General features: G+C 61.4%; 24 protein-coding genes. 16 read left to right on the top strand and 8 right to left on the bottom strand.

Annotated elements, in window-relative coordinates:
* The first annotated feature begins 6 nt into the window (after nt 1–6).
* The 7 genes from J4O76_RS03675 (at nt 7) to J4O76_RS03645 (ending at nt 6,478) form a co-directional block, all read left to right on the top strand.
* Nucleotides 7–426 (top strand): cupin domain-containing protein, encoded by a 420-nt coding sequence (locus J4O76_RS03675; RefSeq protein ID WP_426280334.1) that lies wholly within the window; start codon nt 7–9, stop codon nt 424–426.
* A complete protein-coding gene (locus J4O76_RS03670; RefSeq protein WP_426280333.1) occupies nt 423–1,499 on the top strand; it encodes an Ldh family oxidoreductase in 1,077 nt (358 codons plus the stop codon). Before J4O76_RS03675 ends, J4O76_RS03670 begins: the two co-directional genes overlap by 4 nt.
* Entirely contained in the window at nt 1,496–2,317 is an 822-nt protein-coding gene (locus J4O76_RS03665; protein WP_426280331.1) for a hydroxypyruvate isomerase family protein, read from the top strand. Before J4O76_RS03670 ends, J4O76_RS03665 begins: the two co-directional genes overlap by 4 nt.
* Nucleotides 2,314–2,613 carry a putative quinol monooxygenase gene (locus J4O76_RS03660; protein WP_426280329.1) on the top strand — a complete coding sequence of 100 codons (300 nt, stop codon included), beginning with the start codon at nt 2,314–2,316 and terminating at the stop codon, nt 2,611–2,613. The genes J4O76_RS03665 and J4O76_RS03660 overlap by 4 nt, the downstream gene beginning before the upstream one ends.
* Before the next feature lie 125 nt (nt 2,614–2,738).
* The gene (locus J4O76_RS03655) at nt 2,739–4,355 is read left to right on the top strand and encodes a porin (protein WP_426280327.1); all 1,617 of its coding nucleotides are present in this window, start codon (nt 2,739–2,741) and stop codon (nt 4,353–4,355) included.
* Nucleotides 4,356–4,413: 58 nt separating this feature from the next.
* The gene (locus J4O76_RS03650) at nt 4,414–5,079 is read left to right on the top strand and encodes a YjbE family putative metal transport protein (protein WP_426280325.1); all 666 of its coding nucleotides are present in this window, start codon (nt 4,414–4,416) and stop codon (nt 5,077–5,079) included.
* Between the two features lie 82 nt (nt 5,080–5,161).
* A complete protein-coding gene (locus J4O76_RS03645; protein WP_426280323.1) occupies nt 5,162–6,478 on the top strand; it encodes a CitMHS family transporter in 1,317 nt (438 codons plus the stop codon).
* A 71-nt stretch (nt 6,479–6,549) separates the two neighbouring features.
* Here J4O76_RS03645 and J4O76_RS03640 read toward each other — a convergent pair whose 3' ends face one another.
* Both J4O76_RS03640 and J4O76_RS03635 read right to left on the bottom strand, forming a co-directional pair.
* The gene (locus tag J4O76_RS03640) at nt 6,550–7,479 is read right to left on the bottom strand and encodes a LysR family transcriptional regulator (RefSeq protein ID WP_426280321.1); all 930 of its coding nucleotides are present in this window, start codon (nt 7,477–7,479) and stop codon (nt 6,550–6,552) included.
* Between the two features lie 847 nt (nt 7,480–8,326).
* Complete coding sequence (locus J4O76_RS03635; protein ID WP_426280320.1) at nt 8,327–9,259, bottom strand: carbon-nitrogen hydrolase family protein; 933 nt, start codon at nt 9,257–9,259, stop codon at nt 8,327–8,329.
* A 127-nt stretch (nt 9,260–9,386) separates the two neighbouring features.
* Here J4O76_RS03635 and J4O76_RS03630 point away from each other — a divergent pair, with 127 nt between their 5' ends.
* From J4O76_RS03630 to J4O76_RS03615, 4 genes are all read left to right on the top strand, one after another.
* Nucleotides 9,387–10,244, top strand: a complete 858-nt coding sequence (locus tag J4O76_RS03630) for a LysR family transcriptional regulator (RefSeq protein ID WP_426280319.1) — start codon at nt 9,387–9,389, stop codon at nt 10,242–10,244.
* A gap of 228 nt (nt 10,245–10,472) precedes the next feature.
* The gene (locus tag J4O76_RS03625; protein WP_426280317.1) at nt 10,473–10,688 is read left to right on the top strand and encodes a hypothetical protein; all 216 of its coding nucleotides are present in this window, start codon (nt 10,473–10,475) and stop codon (nt 10,686–10,688) included.
* 804 nt (nt 10,689–11,492) lie between these two features.
* A complete protein-coding gene (locus J4O76_RS03620) occupies nt 11,493–12,044 on the top strand; it encodes an ion channel (RefSeq protein ID WP_426280315.1) in 552 nt (183 codons plus the stop codon).
* 62 nt (nt 12,045–12,106) lie between these two features.
* Nucleotides 12,107–12,451 carry a hypothetical protein gene (locus J4O76_RS03615; protein WP_426280313.1) on the top strand — a complete coding sequence of 115 codons (345 nt, stop codon included), beginning with the start codon at nt 12,107–12,109 and terminating at the stop codon, nt 12,449–12,451.
* 21 nt (nt 12,452–12,472) lie between these two features.
* Here the strand turns inward: J4O76_RS03615 and J4O76_RS03610 are convergent, their stop codons facing one another.
* The 3 genes from J4O76_RS03610 to J4O76_RS03600 form a co-directional block, all read right to left on the bottom strand.
* Nucleotides 12,473–13,108, bottom strand: coding sequence for an SOS response-associated peptidase family protein (locus J4O76_RS03610; RefSeq protein ID WP_426280311.1), 636 nt, complete (start codon nt 13,106–13,108; stop codon nt 12,473–12,475).
* A gap of 722 nt (nt 13,109–13,830) precedes the next feature.
* On the bottom strand, nt 13,831–13,998 hold the full coding sequence (locus J4O76_RS03605) for a hypothetical protein (RefSeq protein WP_426280309.1): 168 nt from the start codon (nt 13,996–13,998) through the stop codon (nt 13,831–13,833).
* A gap of 676 nt (nt 13,999–14,674) precedes the next feature.
* A complete protein-coding gene (locus J4O76_RS03600; RefSeq protein WP_426280307.1) occupies nt 14,675–14,932 on the bottom strand; it encodes a hypothetical protein in 258 nt (85 codons plus the stop codon).
* 66 nt (nt 14,933–14,998) lie between these two features.
* On the opposite strand from J4O76_RS03600, the gene J4O76_RS03595 reads away from it, so the two are divergent.
* Nucleotides 14,999–15,376, top strand: a complete 378-nt coding sequence (locus tag J4O76_RS03595; RefSeq protein WP_426280305.1) for a hypothetical protein — start codon at nt 14,999–15,001, stop codon at nt 15,374–15,376.
* Nucleotides 15,377–15,713: 337 nt separating this feature from the next.
* Here J4O76_RS03595 and J4O76_RS03590 read toward each other — a convergent pair whose 3' ends face one another.
* Nucleotides 15,714–15,920 (bottom strand): hypothetical protein, encoded by a 207-nt coding sequence (locus tag J4O76_RS03590; protein ID WP_426280303.1) that lies wholly within the window; start codon nt 15,918–15,920, stop codon nt 15,714–15,716.
* Nucleotides 15,921–16,056: 136 nt separating this feature from the next.
* On the opposite strand from J4O76_RS03590, the gene J4O76_RS03585 reads away from it, so the two are divergent.
* From J4O76_RS03585 to J4O76_RS03575, 3 genes are all read left to right on the top strand, one after another.
* The gene (locus J4O76_RS03585) at nt 16,057–16,251 is read left to right on the top strand and encodes a hypothetical protein (RefSeq protein WP_426280301.1); all 195 of its coding nucleotides are present in this window, start codon (nt 16,057–16,059) and stop codon (nt 16,249–16,251) included.
* Nucleotides 16,252–16,905: 654 nt separating this feature from the next.
* Nucleotides 16,906–17,571: a helix-turn-helix domain-containing protein gene (locus tag J4O76_RS03580; RefSeq protein ID WP_426280300.1), complete on the top strand. Its 666-nt coding sequence runs from the start codon at nt 16,906–16,908 to the stop codon at nt 17,569–17,571.
* 196 nt (nt 17,572–17,767) lie between these two features.
* Nucleotides 17,768–17,908 carry a hypothetical protein gene (locus J4O76_RS03575; protein ID WP_426280298.1) on the top strand — a complete coding sequence of 47 codons (141 nt, stop codon included), beginning with the start codon at nt 17,768–17,770 and terminating at the stop codon, nt 17,906–17,908.
* 589 nt (nt 17,909–18,497) lie between these two features.
* Here the strand turns inward: J4O76_RS03575 and J4O76_RS03570 are convergent.
* Both J4O76_RS03570 and J4O76_RS03565 read right to left on the bottom strand, forming a co-directional pair.
* On the bottom strand, nt 18,498–19,514 hold the full coding sequence (locus tag J4O76_RS03570) for a homoserine dehydrogenase (protein WP_426280296.1): 1,017 nt from the start codon (nt 19,512–19,514) through the stop codon (nt 18,498–18,500).
* A 15-nt stretch (nt 19,515–19,529) separates the two neighbouring features.
* A complete protein-coding gene (locus tag J4O76_RS03565; RefSeq protein WP_426280294.1) occupies nt 19,530–19,952 on the bottom strand; it encodes a VOC family protein in 423 nt (140 codons plus the stop codon).
* 103 nt (nt 19,953–20,055) lie between these two features.
* Here J4O76_RS03565 and J4O76_RS03560 point away from each other — a divergent pair, with 103 nt between their 5' ends.
* Nucleotides 20,056–20,925: a LysR family transcriptional regulator gene (locus J4O76_RS03560; protein WP_426280292.1), complete on the top strand. Its 870-nt coding sequence runs from the start codon at nt 20,056–20,058 to the stop codon at nt 20,923–20,925.
* Nucleotides 20,926–21,160: the final 235 nt, after the last annotated feature.

The following is a 21,160-nucleotide window of genomic DNA, read 5'->3' as shown; positions in this document are numbered from 1 at the left end:
AATGCCATGACGAATGCAACTCTAGCCAGACCGCTCCTGCTGCGTCCTTCGGAGATCACGCCGAAGGACCGGGGCGGCGGTGTGCGGACCTATCCGCTCGTCCGGTCGGGAATCGGCGCTACCGCCTTCATCAACGGCATCACCGAGTTTGACCCGGGATGCGCGGTGCCGCTGCACTATCACAACTGCGAAGAAAGCGTGATGTTGCTCGAAGGCGAGGCGATCGCGACGATCGATGGGATCGAGCAGCGCGTCGAACCCGGCGACACCACCTTCATTCCCGCGGGCATCCACCACTTCTTCCGCAACACGTCGGCGACCGCGAAGATGCGGATCTTCTGGGTGTATGGCTCCATCGACGCCGATCGCACTATCGTCGCTACGGGCGAGACGCGGCGTATCGACGATGAGCACGGCGGACGATGACCGTGGCTCAGCGCGATGCGTCCCCGGTCGTGGAAGCGGACGCTCTGACCCGTTTCGCAGCGCTCGTCTACGAGCGTGCAGGGATGACGCGCGACGACGCGCATCTGGCAGCGGACACGCTCGTCAAGGCGGATCTGTGGGGTCATCAGACCCACGGCGTCATGCGCCTGCCGTGGTATGTCGGACGGTTGGCGTCACGAGCCGTGATCGCGGACGCGGTTCCGGAGCTCGTGATGGATTCCGGCGCCGTCCTGGTTCTCGATGGCCACGACGCGATGGGTCAGGTCTCGACCGCCCGCGCGACCGAACTCGCGATCGACCGTGCGAAGGCGCACGGCATCGCCGCGGTGGCGGTGCGCAACTCCAACCACTTCGGCACCGCGATGTACTTCACGCTCATGGCAGCCCGGGCCGGATGCGTCGCATTCCTGTCGACCAACGCCAGCCCGGCGATGCCCCCGTGGGGCGGGCGCAGCAAGACCGTGGGCACCAATCCATGGTCATGGGCGGCTCCTGCGGGGGCCCTGCCGCCAATGGTGCTGGATATAGCCAATACGGGCGTGGCGCGCGGCAAGATATATCTGGCGCGGCAGAAGGGCGTTCAGATCCCGCTGGGCTGGGCCCTGGATGCCGACGGACAGCCGACCACCGATCCAGTCGCCGCACTGAGCGGCGTCACGTTGCCGATGGCTGGCCACAAGGGCTACGGAATCGCGGTCATGATGGACATGCTTTCGGGCGTGCTCAGCGGCAGCCAGTTCGGCACCCGCGTCAACGGACCCTATCAGACGGAAAAGCCCGGCGGCGCGGGGCACATGATGATCGCGCTCGATATCGAGGCGTTCCAGACCCAGGGCGAGTTCGCCGAGCGCATGGAGCAGATGATCGCCGAACTGAAGGCCACGCCGCTGGCCGCCGGCCACGACGAGATATTCTACCCCGGCGAACTCGAAGCACGCAGCGAGGTGCGGCTTCTCGAAACTGGTCTGGCACTTCCGCAGGATACGTTGACGGACCTTGCGACGTTGGCGAAGGACTGGGACTGTCTCGACGCGCTGCCTTTCGCGCCATGACGAAATTCCCGCTTTGCGCCCATCTGGGCTACCTGTTCACGGAACATGCGCTGCGCGATCGCTTTGCCGCGGCAGCGCGCTGTGGCTTCAGGTTCGTCGAACACCCGGCGCCCTACGCGCTGGCACCCGACGAAGCCTCTGACCTGTGCAAGCTCAACGGCCTGCACATGGTTCAGATCGCGACGCCGATGGGCGATCCCGGTGAAAAGGGTCTGGCCGCGATGGTCGGGCGCGAAGCCGACTTTCGCGCGAGCGTCGATGAGGCGATCGCCTACGCACTGGTCCTCGGCACCCGGTACATCCACCCGATGTCGGGCGTACCGACGCAGGGTGGAAGCGACGCGGAAAGTTGGGACGTCTACATTCGCAACGTCGCGTATAGCTGCGACCTGGCTGCCCGCGCTGGCCTGACGGTCAACATCGAGCCGATCGGGGCCGGCACGCTCGCCGGCTACTTCATGAACCACCCGGACAAGGCCACCCAAGCGATCGCCGCAGTCGCGAGGGACAACCTGTTCATGACCTTCGACGCCTTCCATGCCGCGCAGAGCGACGTCGATCTCGCGCAGTTCACGCGGGAATGGGGGAGGGCGTTCCGCCACGTACAGATCGCCGACGATCCCGGCCGGCACGAACCGGGCAGCGGCACGATCGACTTCCCCGCCTTTTTCGAGGCCTTGGCGACGGTCGGCTACGCCGGTGTGATCGGCCTTGAATACGTGCCTGCGGCCGGCACTGCCGAAGGCCTGGCCTGGGCCGACAATTATGATCGCATCACGCCACTGGAACCGACCATCGATCGGGAGACCCGCACATGATCCACGAAATCGCGCATATCAGGATCAAGCCTGACTCGAAGCAGGCTTTCGAAGCCGCGGTGAAAGCCGCCGAGTGGCATTTCAAGGTGGCCAAGGGCTGCCGCAGCTTCAGACTCGAGCGAACCATCGAGGACCCGCTCGCCTACCGGTTGGTGGTGGGCTGGGACAGCGTCGAAGATCACATGGTGACCTTCCGCGCGACCGAGGGGTTTGCCGAATGGCGTGCGCTCACCGCACCGCATTTTGCCGAACCCCCGGAAGTCTATCATGTCGAACTGGTGCTGACGGGATTCTGAGCCGGGGCATCTAGCCCCGATCATGCCGAACCGGGCCTGCGCAGACTGCAGGCCGATCCACGACCCTACACGACGATACGTCGACTTCGCATCAAGACGAAGACGGCGATCAGGAGAGCTTTGCCATGAAGATCGCACATTCGAACACGCTTCATCCTGACTTTCCACACCGGCGCGCGCGCCGCCCGCGTGGAGATCTGAAGGCTTTCTGCGGAGTTGCGGCGACGAGCCTCGTCGTCCTGGCTGCCCCCGCCTACGCGCAGAACAACGCCAACGACCGCAACGACCTCCTCGTCGTGGTCCGGGAGCAGAAGGATCTGCTGGCTCGACAGGCAGCAGAGCTCGAGACGATGAAGGCTCGCCTCGATGCAATCGAAGCCAATGCAGTCGAACATGCTGCGACTCGCCAGCAACCTGGACCTGCACCCGCTGCCATGACTGCTCAGGCACGAGTTGCCACGGAAGCTACACCGGCCATGCAGGGCCTGCCGGCCGGATCCGGGCTGGTCCCCTTCGCACCGCAGCTTGTCCCGCCGGGACCCGCCGATGCCTCGGTCGCGATGGCCCGCGCTCTCGCCGCTGCCAATCCGGCCGGGGTCACCACGAAATGGGGTGCAGGCGCGCCGATCTTCAGGTCGGCGGACGGAAGCTTCTCGTTCAAGCCCCGCGGCCGGATAATCGAAGATGTCAGCTCGACGGTCGGCTCGCGCTATGACGGACGCAACATCACGACCACCGGCGCGCGCGCGCTCCGCCTCGGCATCGAGGGCGCCGTCGGTACGCACTTCATCTACCAGTTCGAGATGGACTTCTCGGAGAACACCGCTGACGTCGTCACGGCCTATGTGGGGTGGCGCAACCACCTGTTCGACAAGCTGGACTACGACATCCGTTTCGGTCACCTGGTCAACGACCGCAGCTTCGAAGGCATTACCGGGTCGGACTCCACGCCGTTCCACGATCGCAACGTCGTCGCCAACGCCATCGTACCGCAACGCGGCTACTACGGGTTGGGCGGTCAGGTCAGGATCTTCGGACCCACCTGGCACTTCTCGACGCAGCTTACCGGCGACCGCATCGACGGCGATCAGCGCGTGGCCGATGGACGAACGGTCATCGTGCGTGGCCACTGGAATCCGGTCAAGAACGACGGAAACATCGTCCATGTCGGGGCCTGGATGTTCGACGAGCATCTCTCCTCCGCGCAACGCAACCTGACGCGCGGCACCGTCATCGGTGGCCGGTTCAATGGCGCCCTGCGTGTCCAGACGGGGGCGCTGGACGGTGGCACGGGAACGACGGGGTACGGCGCCGAACTCGGCGGGTATTTGGGTCCGCTCTGGATCATGGGCGAGACTGGCCATCGTACTGCACGGCGCCTGGACGCGCCCTCGTTCCAGACCAGGGCGTCGAGCCTGTCGGGTGGCTATTTTCTCACAGGCGAACTGCCGCCCTACAACCCTCGTACCGGGCAGTTCGATCAGCCCGATGTGAAGCGACCGGTCTTCAACGGCGGCACAGGGGCGATCGAATTGACCGCCCGCTACGAAACGCTGCGCTTCTCCAACATTCCCACCCCCGGCGAGGGGTGGGAAACGACCTTGGGCGTGAACTGGTATCTGAACTCCTTCACTCGGGTCATGTTCAACGCGACGCATTGGAACACCGACAACCAGGGCGGCGCCTACATCGGCCCCGACGACGGCGAGACCTACGCCACGCGCATCTCCGTCAGCTTCTGATGGCCGTGTTTCAGCACGTCCTGCCGACTTCACAGCACAGCATCGAACGGGACGACCCATGATCGAGCTTTGGACCCATATCCACTATGACTTCGCGAACCTCGGATCGGGCGCCGCTCTGGCAGCGTTCGGGCAGGTCATTCTCATCGACGTGATGCTGGCCGCGGACAATGCGATCGTCGTCGGCGCGCTTGCCGCCGGACTACCGCCGACGTCACGCCGAAAGGTCATCATGATCGGCATCGCCGCGGCCCTTGTTCTGCGCATCGTGTTCGCGCTTGCGATCACGCAGCTAATGCAGGTCGTCGGCTTGGTGTTCGCAGGTGGGCTGCTGCTCGTATGGGTGGCGTGGAAGATGTGGCGCGAATTGGCCTCCGCCGGCGGCGCCGCCGAAGACGAAGCCTCGATCAATCAGGACGGCGTTTCCGTTCCGAAGAGCTTCGCAGCCGCCGCATGGTCCGTTGCGATCGCCGATGTGAGCATGAGCCTCGACAACGTGCTGGCTGTCGCGGGCGCTGCCCGCGCGCACCCCGGCATTCTTATAGTCGGGCTGATGCTGTCGGTCGCTCTCATGGGTCTTGCCGCCAACCTGCTGGCGCGCGTGATCGGGCGTTACCGCTGGGTCGCCTACATCGGTCTGTTCGTCATCCTCTATGTCGCGGGCAGGATGATCGTCGATGGCTGGTACGCCCCCATCACCGGTCTCGGCACGCTGTTCTCATGAACGGGATCGGGCTGCTCGGTGGGGCCAAGACACTCAAAACACGCGCTCGGGTCGCAACCGGCCCGATCCGAGGAGATACCTCATGCTGACCGTCCTAGCGTATCTCATGGTGGCTGTTTTCATGGCGGCGATCATGACGAACCGTCTGTCGGCGCTCATCGCGCTGATCGTCATTCCCATTGCCTTCGCGGCGATGGCGGGCTTCACGCCGCAGATCCCGGACATGGCGATCGACGGGCTCAAGACGATCGTGCCCACCGCCGCCCTGATGCTGTTCGCGATCCTGTATTTCGGGTTGATGATCGACGTGGGCCTGTTCGATCCGCTCGTGCGGTTCGTGGTCCGCATCTGTCATGGCGACCCCGTGAGGGTGATCGTAGGTTCGGCGATCCTGGCAATGGTGGTCTCGCTCGATGGCGACGGTTCGACCACCTACATGATCTGCGTCACCGCGATGATGCCGCTGCATCGGCGGCTCGGCATCAATCCGATGATCCTACCGGCGGTGACGATGCTGCCGAACAGCATCCTCAACATCGCCCCGTGGGGTGGTCCGACCGTGCGCGTGATGTCGTCGCTCAAGCTGAGTCCGTCCGATGTGTTCGTACCGCTCGCCCCGACGGTCTTCATCACATGCCTCGCAGCGTTGGGCATAGCGTATTATCTCGGCCTCACCGAGCGACGTCGCCTCGGCCTGGTAGATACCGTGAAAGGCGGCTCTGCCCAGAAAGCCGGTTCCGACGAACTTGAGGACGTTCCGGTGCGTGCGGTCGTCGATCGACCGGTATGGTTGCAGCGCTTCAACCTTGCGCTGACGGTATCGCTGATGGCCGTCCTCGTTCTCGACATCATGCCGCTCGCCTTGCTCTTCATGCTGGCGTTGGCGATCGCGCTGACGGTCAATTTTCCCAAAGTCAGGGATCAGCGGGCGCGTATCGATGCGCATTCGTCCAACGTGATGAATGTCGTGTCGGTCATCTTCGCCGCTGGCGTGTTCACAGGCGTGCTGTCCGGAACGGGCATGACCGACGCCTTGGCAAAGAGCGTCATCTATATAATCCCCGACGGTGGCGGGCGCTTCCTGCCGCTCATGACCGCGTTCCTGAGCATGCCGTTCACCTTCTTCCTGTCGAACGACGCCTTCTACTTCGGGGTCGTCCCGGTCCTCGCGAAGGCAGCTCAAAGCTATGGCATCGGTGCCGATGTGATTGCCCGCGCATCTCTGCTCGGCCAACCGGTTCACCAGCTCAGCCCGCTGGTGGGCGCGCTCTATGTGCTGATCGGCCTGTCGAAAGTCGAGCTCGGCGCGCATCAGCGCTTCAGTCTCAAGTGGAGCGTCCTGTTATGCGCCGTCATGTTTGTATCAGCCGGCATTACCGGGGCCGTGCCTTGGTTCTGAGCGGCGTAGACGGCCGCGGTTATCGGCAGCGCCCACCCCGCTCTTCTCCACACTAGCCAAGCGTGCAGCATCTACAGCGATGCGTGTTTTGCCACCGTCATCTTCTGGCTATGGCAAGTGAACCCCGAGCCTAATTGTCCCCGGTTCGTGACCGCACGCAAAGCGTCGACGAAAACGCGGCTAGCGGGTCTGTTACGATCGTCATACCGTAGAAAGAACTCGATATCACCCAGATCAGGCAGGAAGCTGTCTTCGACCACCATAACATTTGCTGGCGCTTTTTTCATCAGGAGGCCGTTGATAGCGGCAAAACCCCAACCCGAAATGATCCCGGCGAATATAGTGGCCAGGTCTTCGCTCTCCATCGCTATGGCCCACGTCTGGTTTATGCGGCTGAGCGATTCCAGCATCACGTCGCGCAGCATTCCCGGCGCTGGAAATGCGACGAGCGGAACTGGCTTTGTCGGATCCGGAGTGACCGATTCTCTCCCGACCCACAGGATCCTATCCCGGAGCAGGACCTCTCCTTTGGCATTGCCCGGGCGCTGGATCCCCAAGACCACATCAAGCCGCGCCGCATTGAATTTATTGATGAGTACGTCGGTTCGGCCTGTTTCGACTGAGATCTCAATGTTCGGATCGACATCTCTTACGTGACTTAGAACGGTCGCGAGCGCGGAGGACGGGAAACTCGGTGCAAAGCCCACGCGAATTTTATCTGCGAGAGGGACGGTCGAGAACTGCTTTCGCATACGGTCGGAGATGGTCGCGATCTGCCGCGCGTACGCCAACATCACCTCCCCATCCCGCGTCAGTACGATGCCGTGGGCAGTGCGCTCCAGCAGTTGGCGCTGCACCAAGCTCTCCAGGCGCTTTACCTGAGCGCTGATGGCTTGCTGTGTGACGTTCAACCGATCGGCCGCTGCCGTGAACGTGCCTTCTTCGATTATGCATATCAGAACCTGAAGCAAATCGTAATCGATCTTCTTGTTGCTTACCATGTCACGTCATGCCCAGTCGATGATATTGCGCAATGTCATAATTTAGTATTCCCTACCGACATATGTTGGGAGATTATCCGAGCTAGGGAATGGCTTCGCCTGAATTGCCGCTAGTGCATCTAGAGTAAGAACACCTTATGAACGTGCCCGAAACTGGCAAAATAGGGAAATCTATATTATTTAGATCAGTTCTCTCTATTCTGATCGGGCCGCCAATGGCGATTCTCATAGAATTTTGGGTGAGCGCATTAAGCACCCATCGAGATGGTTTATCTTCACGAGGGCGTCGAGTTCGTGCTGATTGGTCGTCAAATATGCCAATCCGCGGCTGTGACGCGGTTCAGAGCTTGATCCCGTTCGGTTTGATCATCCGAAAAGCTCCATGATCCTGAATTTTGGCCGTTATTGAAGAAGATGGCCGAGCGGCGTGGATCGAACCTCCGAAGGCATGGCGTCGGTGCTCTCAGACTGATCCCACTGCTCGGTCGGGCTGATCGTGACGGCAGCGACTTCGACGGCGGCGATGAAAAGCCCGCCTGCCGACGTGGATGGACCGCTACATGTTCGCCGGATTGCGGCCGTCGCGTCGTCTGGGTCTGCAGGTCGCATGGCTGGATCCTCGAATTCGATGCTGGCGCAGTGCCAGCAAAGCCCAGGACACGAGAATTAAGAGATGCTAATTTTGACAAACCCACCGCGGTATCTTCCGCGTAGCCGCTCGCGCCGGACATGGCCGCGCATGGCGGCTTGCCATTCCTGGCGGCATATCGGGCGGTGCCGGCCATCTGTCCCTGGGCAGGTAGTGACCGCTATGCGGTGCACCTTTCGTTTCCTGCCGGCGTCGTCGTCATGCGAGATCATCCGCAAAGGTGGCGAGGGACTGCCGTCTCCGATCGACGATCAGGCGGGTTACGTCCGGTCTTGCATAGTGTCCGGCCAGATCCATGATCTGGCGCTCTTGTAGAACGAGGGAATGATCGAGCGTGGCTACTATGAGATTCTCCTGATCAACCACCGGTTCCACCATCCAGGTCCCGTCCGGCCCGGCAATGCACGAACCGCCGTTGGCGAGCACCTCAGGGCAGGTTTCGAGCATTGCGGCCATAGGTGAATCCAAGGGCACGTCGCTGCGGCGAAGCAGGCTGCAAACGGCCAAAACGAAGCTTCTGCCCTCCAGAGCGAGGAAGCGCGTCGTCCCCTCGGTATTGCGTACATTTCCGGGCCACAGCGCCACGTGCAGATCCTCGCCTTGGGCGTAGAGCGCTGCACGCGAGAGCGGCATCATGTTCTCCTGGCAGTTGAGCCCGCCGACCCGAAACGGCCCGACCGGATGGACCTGCAGCCCGTGTCCGTCGCCTGGTGCCCAACTGAGCCGCTCCTCATGGGTGGGACAGAGCTTGCGATGCACAGAGGCGATGATCCCGTCCTTGCCGATGTGGACTCGCGAACAATAGACGCTGTGTCCGCCGCGATCCTCGGGACGCTCGATGATGCCGACCATGACGGCGATCCCACGATCCGCCGCAATGCTGCAGATCGGATCCAGGTGACCGGCCTCCACCTGTACGGCCTGCTCAAGGTAGTATGCGTGCATGACCTTTTGCGGGAGCGAGTTGAACTTCGCCCCATCGGTGTGCTCGATCCAGAAGGGATATCCCGGGATGAGCGCTTCGGCGAACACGACCAGCCCGCATCCCGCGTCCGCAGCGCGGCCGATCCATTCGACCACCTTCGAGATGGTGGCGTCTCGGTCGAGCCAGACAGGTGCGATCTGGGCCAAACCAACGGTTAGCGAGCCTTGTGGAACCATGTCGCCCTCGGATGTGATGTGCCTTGTCACGGACTAGGGAACATGGGATCGCAAGGATAATTAATATCTCAGAGCGCTACTCATCATGTTTCCTAATGTGACTTTGACGCAGCTTCGCTGCCTCTGCGCCGTTGCCGACGAGGCCAGCTTCACCGCTGCCGCGGACCGCCTGCACCTCACCCAGTCCGCGGTGAGCCAGAACGTCGCGGCTATCGAGAGGGCCTTGGGGACGAAACTCGTACTTCGCACCCGCAGGGAGGTTTCGCTGACGGCGGCTGGAGATCGCGCGCTGGCGGAGGCTCGCTTGGCGCTTGCTGCCGTCGAGCGCCTTGCAGCGACTGTCTGCCCCGCAACGTCGCTACGGGGCGTTCTCCGCCTTGGAGTCGTGCAGAGCGCGGCGATCAAGCTCCTGCCGCGCTGGATTCGCCGTCTGCGGGCCGCCCATCCGGAAGTGACGGTGAAGCTCTACGAGGGGACGGACCCCGAAGTGCTCGACTGGGTTCTTTCCGGCGTCGCGGAGCTCGGCATCGCCAGCCGCAAGCATCCCCGTCTCGATGCGCAGGAGGTGTTCGCAGACGACTACGTGGTCATCGCCCCCGCAGGCCATCCATTCGAGCAGCGCGGATCTGTGGAGCTTCAGGAACTCGATGGCGAACGGATGCTGATGTCAGGAGGCGGTTGCGAGACGCTGATCGAGGAATTGCTCTCGGCGGCGAACTGTCGGCCCGACGTCGTCTGCATGGTGCGCGACAACGCGACCTTGTGCAGCATGGTCCAAGAAGGGCTGGGACTGACCATCATGCCGGAACTCGCCCTACCTGAGGATCGAGTCGGTCTGAGCATCATCCCGTTGCGTCCGCCACTCAGGCGCGTCCTGAACCTGCTCAGCGTTCCTGTAGAGGCCCTCGGGCCGGCAGCGATCGCCTTCGTTGGAATGCTGACCGACACGTCGTGACGGATCGTCGAGCGTTTCTTGTGCCGTCTCGACCTTTTCAGGTCGGTGATGGAAAACCCCCGGATCTCGGTTTCCGCGCAATTGGACAAGCGACACGGTTTGTCGAATATGCCAAGCGTCGTGGGCCGGCGAGAAGCCACCATCGCACGGTCTCGTCGCGGCCTCCCACCGCGTTCCTCCACACCAGCAAGCAAAAGCCCGACCGGCGCCCAGTACGGCGCATGGCGCATGGTGACGCTGCATCCGATGACGAACGACAGCATCGAGCTGATCGCGGCGGCCAGGCGTGGCGCTGAGGAGGCGTGGCGCGACGGCTACGCCTACACGAAGGCCGGCATCATGCCTGACGATCTCCTGCCCGAGGACGAACGGCCAAGCACGTTGTTCGAAGCCGATACGACGAAGCGGGACCGACTGATGGGCACGATCGACGCAATTAACTGAAGGTTCGGCACGTGGACGTCCGTGGCGCACCAATCGGCCGCCCCCCGCACTCTCCTCAAGTCGAAAATGCAACTGTAATGCAGGAGCGCAAACCCGATCAGGCTATTGATCTGAGGTGGGCGATCCGTGGAGATGCCTTGGCGGCAGCGCCTACCGCGAATGGCTTTTTCCCGTTCGAACGATCTTGCCGACACTAAACCCGCTTAGCCACGCGAACCGTTCATCCATAGCTTCATGTACCGTGAAGGGGCAGGCGTTCGGAAAGCCCTTTTCGAGACCGCTCCTCAGACCCGCGTCGTAGGCGGCGCGCAATGGGTCGGGTTCCATAAAGTCATAAACATACGTTAATCAGAAAAGGTGCCGTAAAAAGTGACTTTCGTTAAGCCGCGAAAATGGTCTTCCTCCTGGAGAGAGCATGATAGCGTCTTGCAATGACGATTATACAGCGGGCATTCGAGATCGCACGAAGTGGAAAAGCGCGGTCGGTAACGTAAATTCGCATGCAGTTGCGGCTGGAGGGCTTCGACCATATCCAATCGCATTTCAGCAGCAGCAGCAGCCTTCAAAAGCAGCTGCGCGATCTGATTAAGTCATGTGACGAAACGCGTTCAGCATCCGACTAGCGCTCTGCGTCGTTTGGTCGCGATCAGGGACCGTGTAGGGCGGTGCACGCCGTTTAAGCGGCGGTGAACCTTTTAGTCGCGTTCCCTTCAAGCACACGTCGACGACATTGGTGGATCAATGACGCGAACAGCGATACGCTTCACCGAAGCGGTCCGGGGGCGGGCGCCAACGAGGGTGGCTATGAAGAAACTCGCATCGCTGATGGGACGCTCGTTCCTACTCGTCGCGGTCATCTACTTCGTCACCGTCACTACATCGGCGATCATCTTCGAAATTGCCGAAGGCAAGTATGACGCGGTGGACTCGTTCTGGTGGGCATTCACCACAGCGACCACCACAGGCTATGGGGACATCTACCCCGTCACGAAGACCGGTCGGGCCGTGGCGCTCTTCCTCATGCACTTCGGTCCCGGTTTCGCCTTTCCGATGATGACGGCGATCATGTCGGCCAAGCTGATCGTGGACAGTGATGCATTCACCCACGGTGAGCAGGAGCAGTTGAAGGAAGACATCGCGGCGATCCGGGGAATGATGACGCCGTCCAAGGACGGGAGCTTTGCGGCGGCAGCCCGACTTGAGGCTGACATGCGGCGCTACCTGTACGATGAGGATTCGACCCGTCGCGCCCAATGCCTGGATGAGTTCCGACAGCGGCTGGCTCTGAAGCCTTGGGCGGAAGTTGGAGAACGTCCAGACGGCGATAGAGAAAACGAACTAGCCGACGGGAGGTGACGCATCACGGGACCTGGACGACGAAGCCCGCGTCAGAGTACGTAACCCAAAAGTGAGTTCGCATGCCCCACGCCAGCAATATCGTTCACTGCGACGGGCCCGACAGCCCGCATGCGTTCGACGTCGTGCCCCTTCAACCGCGTAATGGCAGCCTGGATGCCATGTGCCCGGTCTGCAAGGGCCGCGGGCAGTGGAATACCGAGATCGATCTCGTCAGCTTCCGATGCAAGCGAATGGCATGCGACCGATGCCACGGCGCCGGCTGGGTCGAAACGGGATCCGATCCGATCGGCCTGCCTGACATTGAAGTTTCGCCGGAAGGGTATCCCCGTTGGACGATCCGCTTCGAGCCCAGCGACACGGACGTGGAAGTCGATCCGACCCAACCTGGTCTGGCCAAAACCTGAGCCGGACCAAGCTGACCGTGCTTAGATCAATCGAGGCATCGGTGTGCGTGTCGGAAACACCGGCCCCCGTACTGTCATCCGATCCGCCGGATATGGCCGCTGCAGCGCTAGCACGTCGTCGTAGCTGCCGGTCAGCCACCGCTCGTGATCATCGGGGTGCAGGATCGTGATCATGGCTTTCGGATGCACCGGCGCGACGAGTTCGTTCGGGTCGCACGTCAGCATTGCAAACCAGCGCTTCGCACCGAGTTGCTGCCAGACGCCGGCTACCGCAAACACGTCTTGGTCAACCACGTTGAACCACATCTCGCCCTTGATCGGCCTTCCTTCACCCACCTTGAAGCTCTGAGGCGTCCATTCGCAGAACTCGGTCAGCGGGATCAGGCATCGTCCTTCCGGTTTTTCAAGCCGCGGACGCCAGCGCTTCGCGTCGCGGACATTCGTGATAGGGTAGGCTGCGCCATTGCCGAGAAGATCCCAGCTCATGACGTCGAGGCCGTTAGCCTTGCCATCGCGCCGGATCACATACGCCCGGCCGCGGGGTACCAGTTCGACAGGATTGAAGCGGTTGTCCATCGGCTTATCAGCAAGCCATTGCGCACTGAACCGTTCGATGATGGTCTCGGGCTCGCCGTCGAATCGGGCGCGATTACACACTAGAGATTCGCCCGACCGACAACTGCGCCGATTGCGATTACGGAAACAATGATCGCCCAGTCCTCCCAGGTTCGAGGCGACCAGTCGATCCCTACTGTCTTCGGCTGATACCATTCGCGCGGACTGCTCATGATCGTTCCGATACTGGCGAGAATGGTGGAGGTCCATTATCGTGGGGCTGCTTGATCTCGACGAGCAACCATGTTCGGAAAAGAAAAAGGGCCCATCCGGAGCTACGAGGAACGGATGGGCCCAGTGCCATCATCCCGACAATGGAGACCAGTCACGCCTTGAGGCTGCGTTGGTTTGGGCGATGGTCGCCGGCAGCGAAACGGGGGGCCGTGCTGCCGGCGTCTGCTCAACTAGCGCCATAACAGCGGCAGCTCTATTGACCCAAGTTTATACCAGTTAGCATATTCCAACGGGCTGCCCGCCAAACCTAACGGCCCGTCCTGCGGTTGGCATAGGACGGGCCGGCCAGTCACTTTCCGGAGATACCTGGCGTAGCGTCAACGCGGCAACCTCGTCCCGGTTTCGCGGTAACGGCCCGCCCCGATAGCCAGGAGAAGCACGCGACGGGCCGGGCGGGCACGTTGGAGAAAACCGCGACAACGGTCTGAACGACCGCCAGCATGATTGGGTCACTGTGCGCGTCGCATCGCCAATGGGAGAATCGCGTTGGGGACGAGTCGGAGGGAGTTTAAGCGGCGCGCCTGCCGTTCTCAGTTATCTGACAGCGCAGATCCGCGGACACGTTCGCCAAGCGTTGCAAAGATTGCCGCCTGGTCGAGATGCGCGCGCCGCTTTTCCGAGGTGGCCGAGCGAGCGGCAGCATCCAGTTCGGCGACAGCAAGCTTCTCAAAGTCGCGTCTCGGAAGGTTGTCTGACATTCCGGGATCCCGTCGTTAAGCAAGCTCTGGTTCGGTAGCGTTCCCGAAGCGTAATGCAACCGATACGACTGCATTGCTGACCTGAATTGGTCAGATTTCGATCCATCTTTGTCGAGAACGCGGTGAAACTGCCCGTGCTCAGCAGTCGCCATAGAGCCTTGCGGTAGCAAACGCATCCTGCCAGATGGCTCTCAGCAACGGCTCCCTCTGCTCGTCGTACGGGCAGTGATCCAACTGACCAGCTGGATCTCTACTCGCAGCGATTCCCTCGTTCCGCGCGATCTCCGCCTCGCGAGATACAGCATTCACGGCGACCCCCAACCTATCCACCCCAGGTTTGGGACCACCGTTTTCTCGCTAGGAAACTTGTAAGGATCAAGCCAATTCGAAACCAAAAGACCGGTCTGTGGCATTCAGGCTTTGATCCATACGCTCGCCTGAATGGGCGTAGCACCTTCGGATCGCACCGAATGCCCACTCGCTTCTCAGCCAACCAGCCCGCGCAGATCGAGTCTGACGACACGTCGGTCCGGCTCATTGGTCGAGCTTCCGGCCCTGCATCTTTCCTAACAAGGCGTGCTCCGGGTTTCCAACCCTCCGTTCGTGCTCTCGTACGGTCCGAGTAGGCAAGTCAAACTCGCCTTAATCTACTAGTCGCGCCCGTCGCCCCGCGTGATCATGCCCAAGGCCCCTTCTTTGTGACGGGCACCGACGGCCTGCCATAGCGGCCCTCGGCCTCATCGACGGTAGCGATCTTGCTTGGGCTGTATTCTCGCGTCGCATGCAGGCGGCGTAGGATCATCGCCAGGTCGCGCTCTGTCAGGCCAGACGCTGGATCGATCATTTGCCCTTCAGGCAACGGCTCAACCCAAGCAGCAAGACGGTTGCACGCCTCGCCGAGTTCGGGATCCGGGGAATCGTCAAATTGAGCCATAGTCGGGAACCTACCCGTTCCGCTTGCGTCCGCAAGTTCATAGAACGGCCGAAGGAAGAAGCGAGGATGGCAACGATCACCGAAGAGGCCCTGCGAGGCGAATGGTTCTACCTCGAGGAGGAGCAACCATTCGATCTGAGTAGCCCGTCCTTTTATATCCTGGCCGCCGGCCGCATCGCGCCGAACGATCGGCCCGGCGATATTGGGTCCTATCTGATCGAGGATGGCAAGGTGGTCATCCAGTTCCCGAGGTATTCTCGGGCTGCACTGACCATCGAACTGACGTGCGATGCGCCGACGTTTGGCGAGGGCACCGATCTGCTGACAGCCAACGCCTCCTACGAAATGGCCGCGGTCGACGAGCCGCTGCACTACTACGGAACCTTCGTTCGTCGCCGCGCCGACTACCGTTCGACGCCCGGCACATGGCGTCGGATCAGCTGAGGTTCTCGGCGACTTACCTTGAAACGGTCTGAAGGGTTGCGGCGCTGATTAGCCTCACGGTCCCCTCTGACGTCACCAGTTCGTTGGGCGAACCAAACGGACAGATTTCGATCGCCAGTCCTAGAAACGAGTCCAGCTTCCTCGGCCTGTACCCGAGGACCCGCTCCGTATCGTCAGCGAGCTGCTCCAAAGACCCTATGCGAAGTCGCCAGCTGATGACGTACTCGCCGCGTTGCGTAGCATGCACGAATGCCTCGCGCATGGTATCCCGTATCCCCATGCGAATTGTAATAATGCGCAGCGATATTCATCGCAATATCCGACGCGCGCTCGGGCCTTACCCTCTATGACGATCGGGCTCTACGGGCTCATCGATCGCGGCATGCTGTTGCAACCGAGCCAGTCCGCAGGCAGCGAGCAGCTTGTCGGATAGTAGCGAAGCCGCCTCGACGTCGAGCGTCGCGGCAAGACCCGGGGCCTCGACAAGCACCCGCCCCTCGAAGGCCGTGATCTCAAACGCGTCAGGTCGCAGCAAGCTGGCCATTGTGTGTTTCTCCCGCTGCCGGGCGACGGTCGGCACGGCAGAACGGCCCTGCACTGATGTGCCCAGTTAGGGAACGTCTGTTTCCTCCTTGACGCAGGTCAATTTACTGGATCGTCCCACCGTCTATTTTAGCGGGATGACGAGAACCCCTGTTGAGATCCGCGCGCATGCGGAGGCGTACCGGGAGTTGCACACTCACCTGCAAGGGCCGGTCCTGACGCAAGCCATCGAGGATGTCGCCATCGCGCTGGACCGGCTGGCGGCCAGGATTGAGCAGCAGGACGAGGCGGTACGGGACGCATCGAAGCTCGCGCTGAGCTTCAGCCTCTGATCGAGTTCTATCGGGTTGAGGAAGAACCGATGACCGAAAGCGGTAAGACGTCGCAATCAGAGGCCCCGTCAACTGCAGGTTGTCTGCGTCAATTCAGGTTGTTGACGCAAGGACCGCCGCAAAGCAGTTTCAGAGCGCCCGGTTCTCGAGCAGGAGAATGCCAGATTCGGAAGCCGCTGTTCGCTGCCGCTTCGCTATCCCTGTTCGTCGGGGCGCCCCCAATAGCTGCGCCTTGTAAGGGTGCCAAAGGTCGCTTCACGATGTGATGGACCTTGTGACGAGTCTGGATCGCCGAAGCTTGGAACCCTGAAGCTGTCGATGTATTGACGAGCCCTGCGCGCCTCGTCCCTTATGTGCGGCTATCACAATCTCCTGATGGCGGCGAAGCTCTACGGCTCGAGCAGAAGAACGCCAGTCCCAAAAGCATCTGCTAACCTCATTATTTCCAAGGAGATAGGCGGCGAGCATTGCATCGGTGGCACCACGTGCAACTGTGACGCGCGGTTGCGTAGCTGTCATCACCAGTCAACTGGTCGCCGCGCCCCAATTGTAAGCGCGGGGAGCGCAGGATTACCATGGCCCATCTCCTACTCTTTCTAGTCGTACCTAGTTGAGGCTGATATATGTCAATCTTAAAATCATCAGGGGGCACCATTGCCTGCAGCGCATTGCGTATCATCGCTCGAAGGAATCATACTGCAGGCAGACCAGGGCTTCCTTGATCTGCTGAGGCGCCCTGAGGAGGAAGTGATCGGGATATCCTATCGGCAGATCACCGATCCCCGGGACTTGAAACGAAGCGCCGACATGCTAGCGGCATTGACGGAAGGTGCCGCGCCCATCCGCTTGCAGAAGCGATACCTGCGGCCCGACGGCACCTCCATCGCGGCAAATCTACTAGTCACGCGCTTCTCACGCCCTGACCGTTTGATAAGCACCCTGTTTTGGCGCGAGAGCGGTCGGGACCCGCCTCCGGCCAGACTATGGGAGGCAGCCCTTCGGATACGTCATGTCCATGATGCTCGCATCAGGCTTTTCGGCGCCGATCTGAGCACCGATCCGATCGGATCGGTGCTCATCGGGATCTATCTGGCCGAAGCCGAGGGCCGTAGTATCGGCCTGGGGGAGATCGCGACATATGCAGGAATCGCAAGCTCAACCGCCGCCCGATGGGTCGCAGTGTTGCAGCAGCGCGGGATCGTCGAGTGGGAACAGGACGCAACGATCGACCTTCGACTGACCCAATCGGGAATGGACCGAGTGGAGGCAATGCTCGCTACGGTCTATGAGGCACCTGATGGGGCGATGATGCTGGCTTAAAGTCCACTTGGGAACGCACCGGCGCGTCTTACTGGGTCGAGCGAGCCGATTACAGCCTTTGCCGACGAAAATCGAAGGCGACAAACTTAACTCGGATTAGCCTTATATTAATAGCAGCGGCTAGGCTTCCCTGATCTAGATTGTGCCCGCTACGCGTCACGCCGCGCGTAAGGGCATGAGACAGGAGGCCAAAATAATGGCTCTTGAACAACACGACAAACTCAAAGCCCTTCTACTGGAAGCGCTGGCAATAGCCGATAGGATGGAGGGGCATGATGTTCTCGCCCTCTACATCGTCCAGGCACTGGATAACCTGACGCGCGACGTTCCGCAGTGAGCCGTACGACGAAAGCTGTCGCTGCCACACCAGGAACGAACGGGCTACGTGCCCTTCCATACCGAGGAAATCGCGTCCCCGATCAGCGTCAAGTCGAGCAGCCGCCGTCGATGCTACCCGATCCGTCTGCATCGCGGGTTTGAGGGGGTCGGGTAGCAAGCAGTGCCACGCTGTAGCCCGCCAACCACGCTTGGCAGGCTTCATAATTCGAGATGGGCCAGGGGCAATCCAATGGGGTCATCCCCGATTTTCCTGCCTCCATGCCTTGAGCGTGAGCCACAGAGATCGGGTGAGGGCTTGCGCACATCGCGTATCAATTAACATTTTCCCCATCGATCTCAATGTCGGTTGGGTTGGCTAGCTACTGTACTGCACCAAAAAGCTACCCGTCTGCTTTCTTTCCAACCCTGTCGTTCCCGAGATGCGTTCGATTCCGAGCACGCCGTGACCTTCTCCTCGCCCTCCCTTTGCAGCAACGCGCACCAGCTTTCCTGCTGCCCGCCGGACCAAGTCGTGAGCATAGTTCCTGCCCGCTTCCAAGCCGGCAGCAAACCCCGACGCATCTGCACTATGCCCTTGCTGATAGCGGTCAGTCTTTCCTCTCAGCCGCCAAGAGACGATCCGCGAGAATATGTTCGAGATCCTTGAGTGCCGCTGCCGCCGTGGCGGTCGGCCCCGATCCTCCCCCCATGGCTACGACATCGCCCATGAAATCGGTGGTGATCCGAATCGCCTTGTTATTGTCGGTGACGTGGGCGAGCGGGTCGGCCTGATCGAGGGCCTGGACGCCGACGCTGGCGCGTGCCGTCCCGCCCTCATACCAGATGCGGCCGACGAGCTTGGGTACCAGCCCTTCTGCACGCCATGCCGCAATCCGAGCTTCTGAGATCGACTGGATGCCTTCGACGGATACGTCCTCCATCGTCAGATCTGCATCCAATCCAAAGTTGGCGAGAAGCAGCAGCTTGCAGGCGGTGTCCCAGCCTTCGATATCGTTGCGCGGATCGCTTTCGGCAAAACCGGCATCCTGCGCTTCGGCCAACGCCTCTGCGAACCCCATGCCGCCCGACGACATGGCGTGCAGGAGGTGATTGGTCGTTGCATTGAGTATGCCCTCGATCCGCAGGATCGAGCAGCCCCGCAGCGCATAGTCCAGCAGGTCGATCGTCGGGAGAGCGGCAGCTGTCGCGCCGCTGATCTTGAGCCTCGCGCCCGACGCGCGCGCGAGATCGCGCAGGTGTCGTCCGCTATGGACGAGCGCGCCCTTGGAGATGACGATCGCATCCATTCCCGCCGACAGGGCGGACGCGATGTACGCCAGGCCAGGTCCTCCGGTGCGGAAGTCGCTGGGTCCGGCTTCGATCAGCACGTCTGCGCCACTTGCTAGAATGAAGTCGGGGCCAGATGCCCCCGTCTCAAACGAGTTCAGACTTTCCCATCCCAACCCGGCACGGTCGCTGATACCCGATCGCGATCCGCAGGCTGCAACCAGACTCACTTCGGTCCGGTAGAACTGGCGGTAACGCTCTCGACGGGACAGGAGCATTTCCGCCACGGCCCTGCCGACCCCACCGAAGCCCGCGATGGCGACCCGACACTCGCGCATATATCGTTCCCCAGCCTACTTCGCGAACAGCTTGGAAGGATCAGCGAAAGCCTTCATCTCGACTGCATTGCCGCTAGGGTCCTTGAAGAACATCGTCGCCTGCTCGCCGGGCTCGCCCTTGAAGCGAGTGTAGGGCTTGATAATGAAGTCGACGCCGGCTGACGTCAGCCGCTCGGCAGCGGCGTGCCAATCTTCCATCGGCAGGACGACGCCAAAATGCCTGACAGGGACGCCATGACCATCGACTGCGTTGGCCGATACGGCACCAGTCTCATGCGGTGCGAAGTGAGCGACGATCTGATGTCCGTAGAAATCGAAGTCGACCCAATCGACCGAACTGCGACCTTCGGGACAGCCGAGCAGGTCGCCGTAGAAGGAGCGTGCCGAGTTGAGATCGTCGACGGGAAATGCCAGGTGGAAAGGTGGAATGACAGACATCGGCAGCATCCTGATTGCGTGACGTCATTGCCATACCAATCACCCGGCATCATGAAAAACGGTATATCGTGAACGTGAGCAACGCGATATCTGATCAATCACGATGATCCCGGAACTCCGTACTCTTATCGCCGTGGCACGGAACGGCACGTTCGCCGCCGCAGGACAGCGGCTTGGTCTCACACAGTCGGCCGTGAGCGGACACATCCGCCGCCTGGAGGATGCTCTGGGCTTCCTCTTGTTCGAGCGCACAGGCCGATCGGCGCGCTTGAACGCTGCCGGCGTCCGTGTCTTGGAACGTGCCGAGGACCTCGTCGCGGCGTTCGACGCTTTGGCAGACCCTGCTCGCCACGAGGAGACGGGCAGGCATCTACGGATCGGCGCGATCGCCTCAGTTCAGACGACGCTCGTCGCGCGGGCTCTCGTATCTTTCCGAGCGCAGTTCCCCGCCTGCCGCATCCATCTGGTGCCCGGTGTCTCGCTGCAGCTTCTGGACAGGGTCGATGCTGGCGAACTTGAGCTTGCCATCGTTATCCGTCCGGCCTTCGATCTTCCATCGAACCTCGCCTGGGTCCCTTTGGTCACGGAGGACTATGCCCTGCTGGCGCCGCGGATGGTCGATGAGGATCAGGACTGGCGAACGATCGTCGCGACGTGGCCGTTCATACGTTACGATCGTTCCTCCTTCGGCGGTCGGCAGGTGGATCGCTTCCTTCGTCGGGAAGGTGTCTTTCCACAGGAATGGCTGGAAGCTGACGAGATCCAGGCGATGGTCGCGCTTGTGGAAAGCGGGATCGGGTGTGCGATCGTCCCCATCACGGAGGGGTTGGAGCTATCGCCGAACCGCGTTCGGCGTATCCTGCTTGGTCCCGACGCGCCCCGACGCGAGATCGGCGTCGTTCATCAGACGCCAGGATCCACGACCGAGGTAGATGCCCTGATCGGCCGTCTCGTGGACGCAAGACGGGACTGAAGCCGATCCCACTGGGCGACCCGCCGGAAGCAACCTGTCTCGAAATGCCATCCGTTGCAGGAAAGCGGACGGGCACGATCGACATGCCCGCCGCTGCCGCCAGCCGGATGAAGCGGCAATGCCGGCCAGTAGCCCCCGTCAACGCTCGTTGCCGTCCCGGTGACGCAGTCGCTTCATCCGAGGCCAGCATCACCCCAATAGCCCCCACTTCATCGGGCATGCCCAATCCCTTCAG

It is taken from the genome of Sphingomonas sp. NFX23 (genome assembly GCF_049887795.1).
GTDB lineage: Bacteria > Pseudomonadota > Alphaproteobacteria > Sphingomonadales > Sphingomonadaceae > Sphingomonas.
The sequence above is the reverse complement of the archived record's forward strand: the minus strand, read 5'-3'. Positions and strand labels throughout refer to the sequence as shown.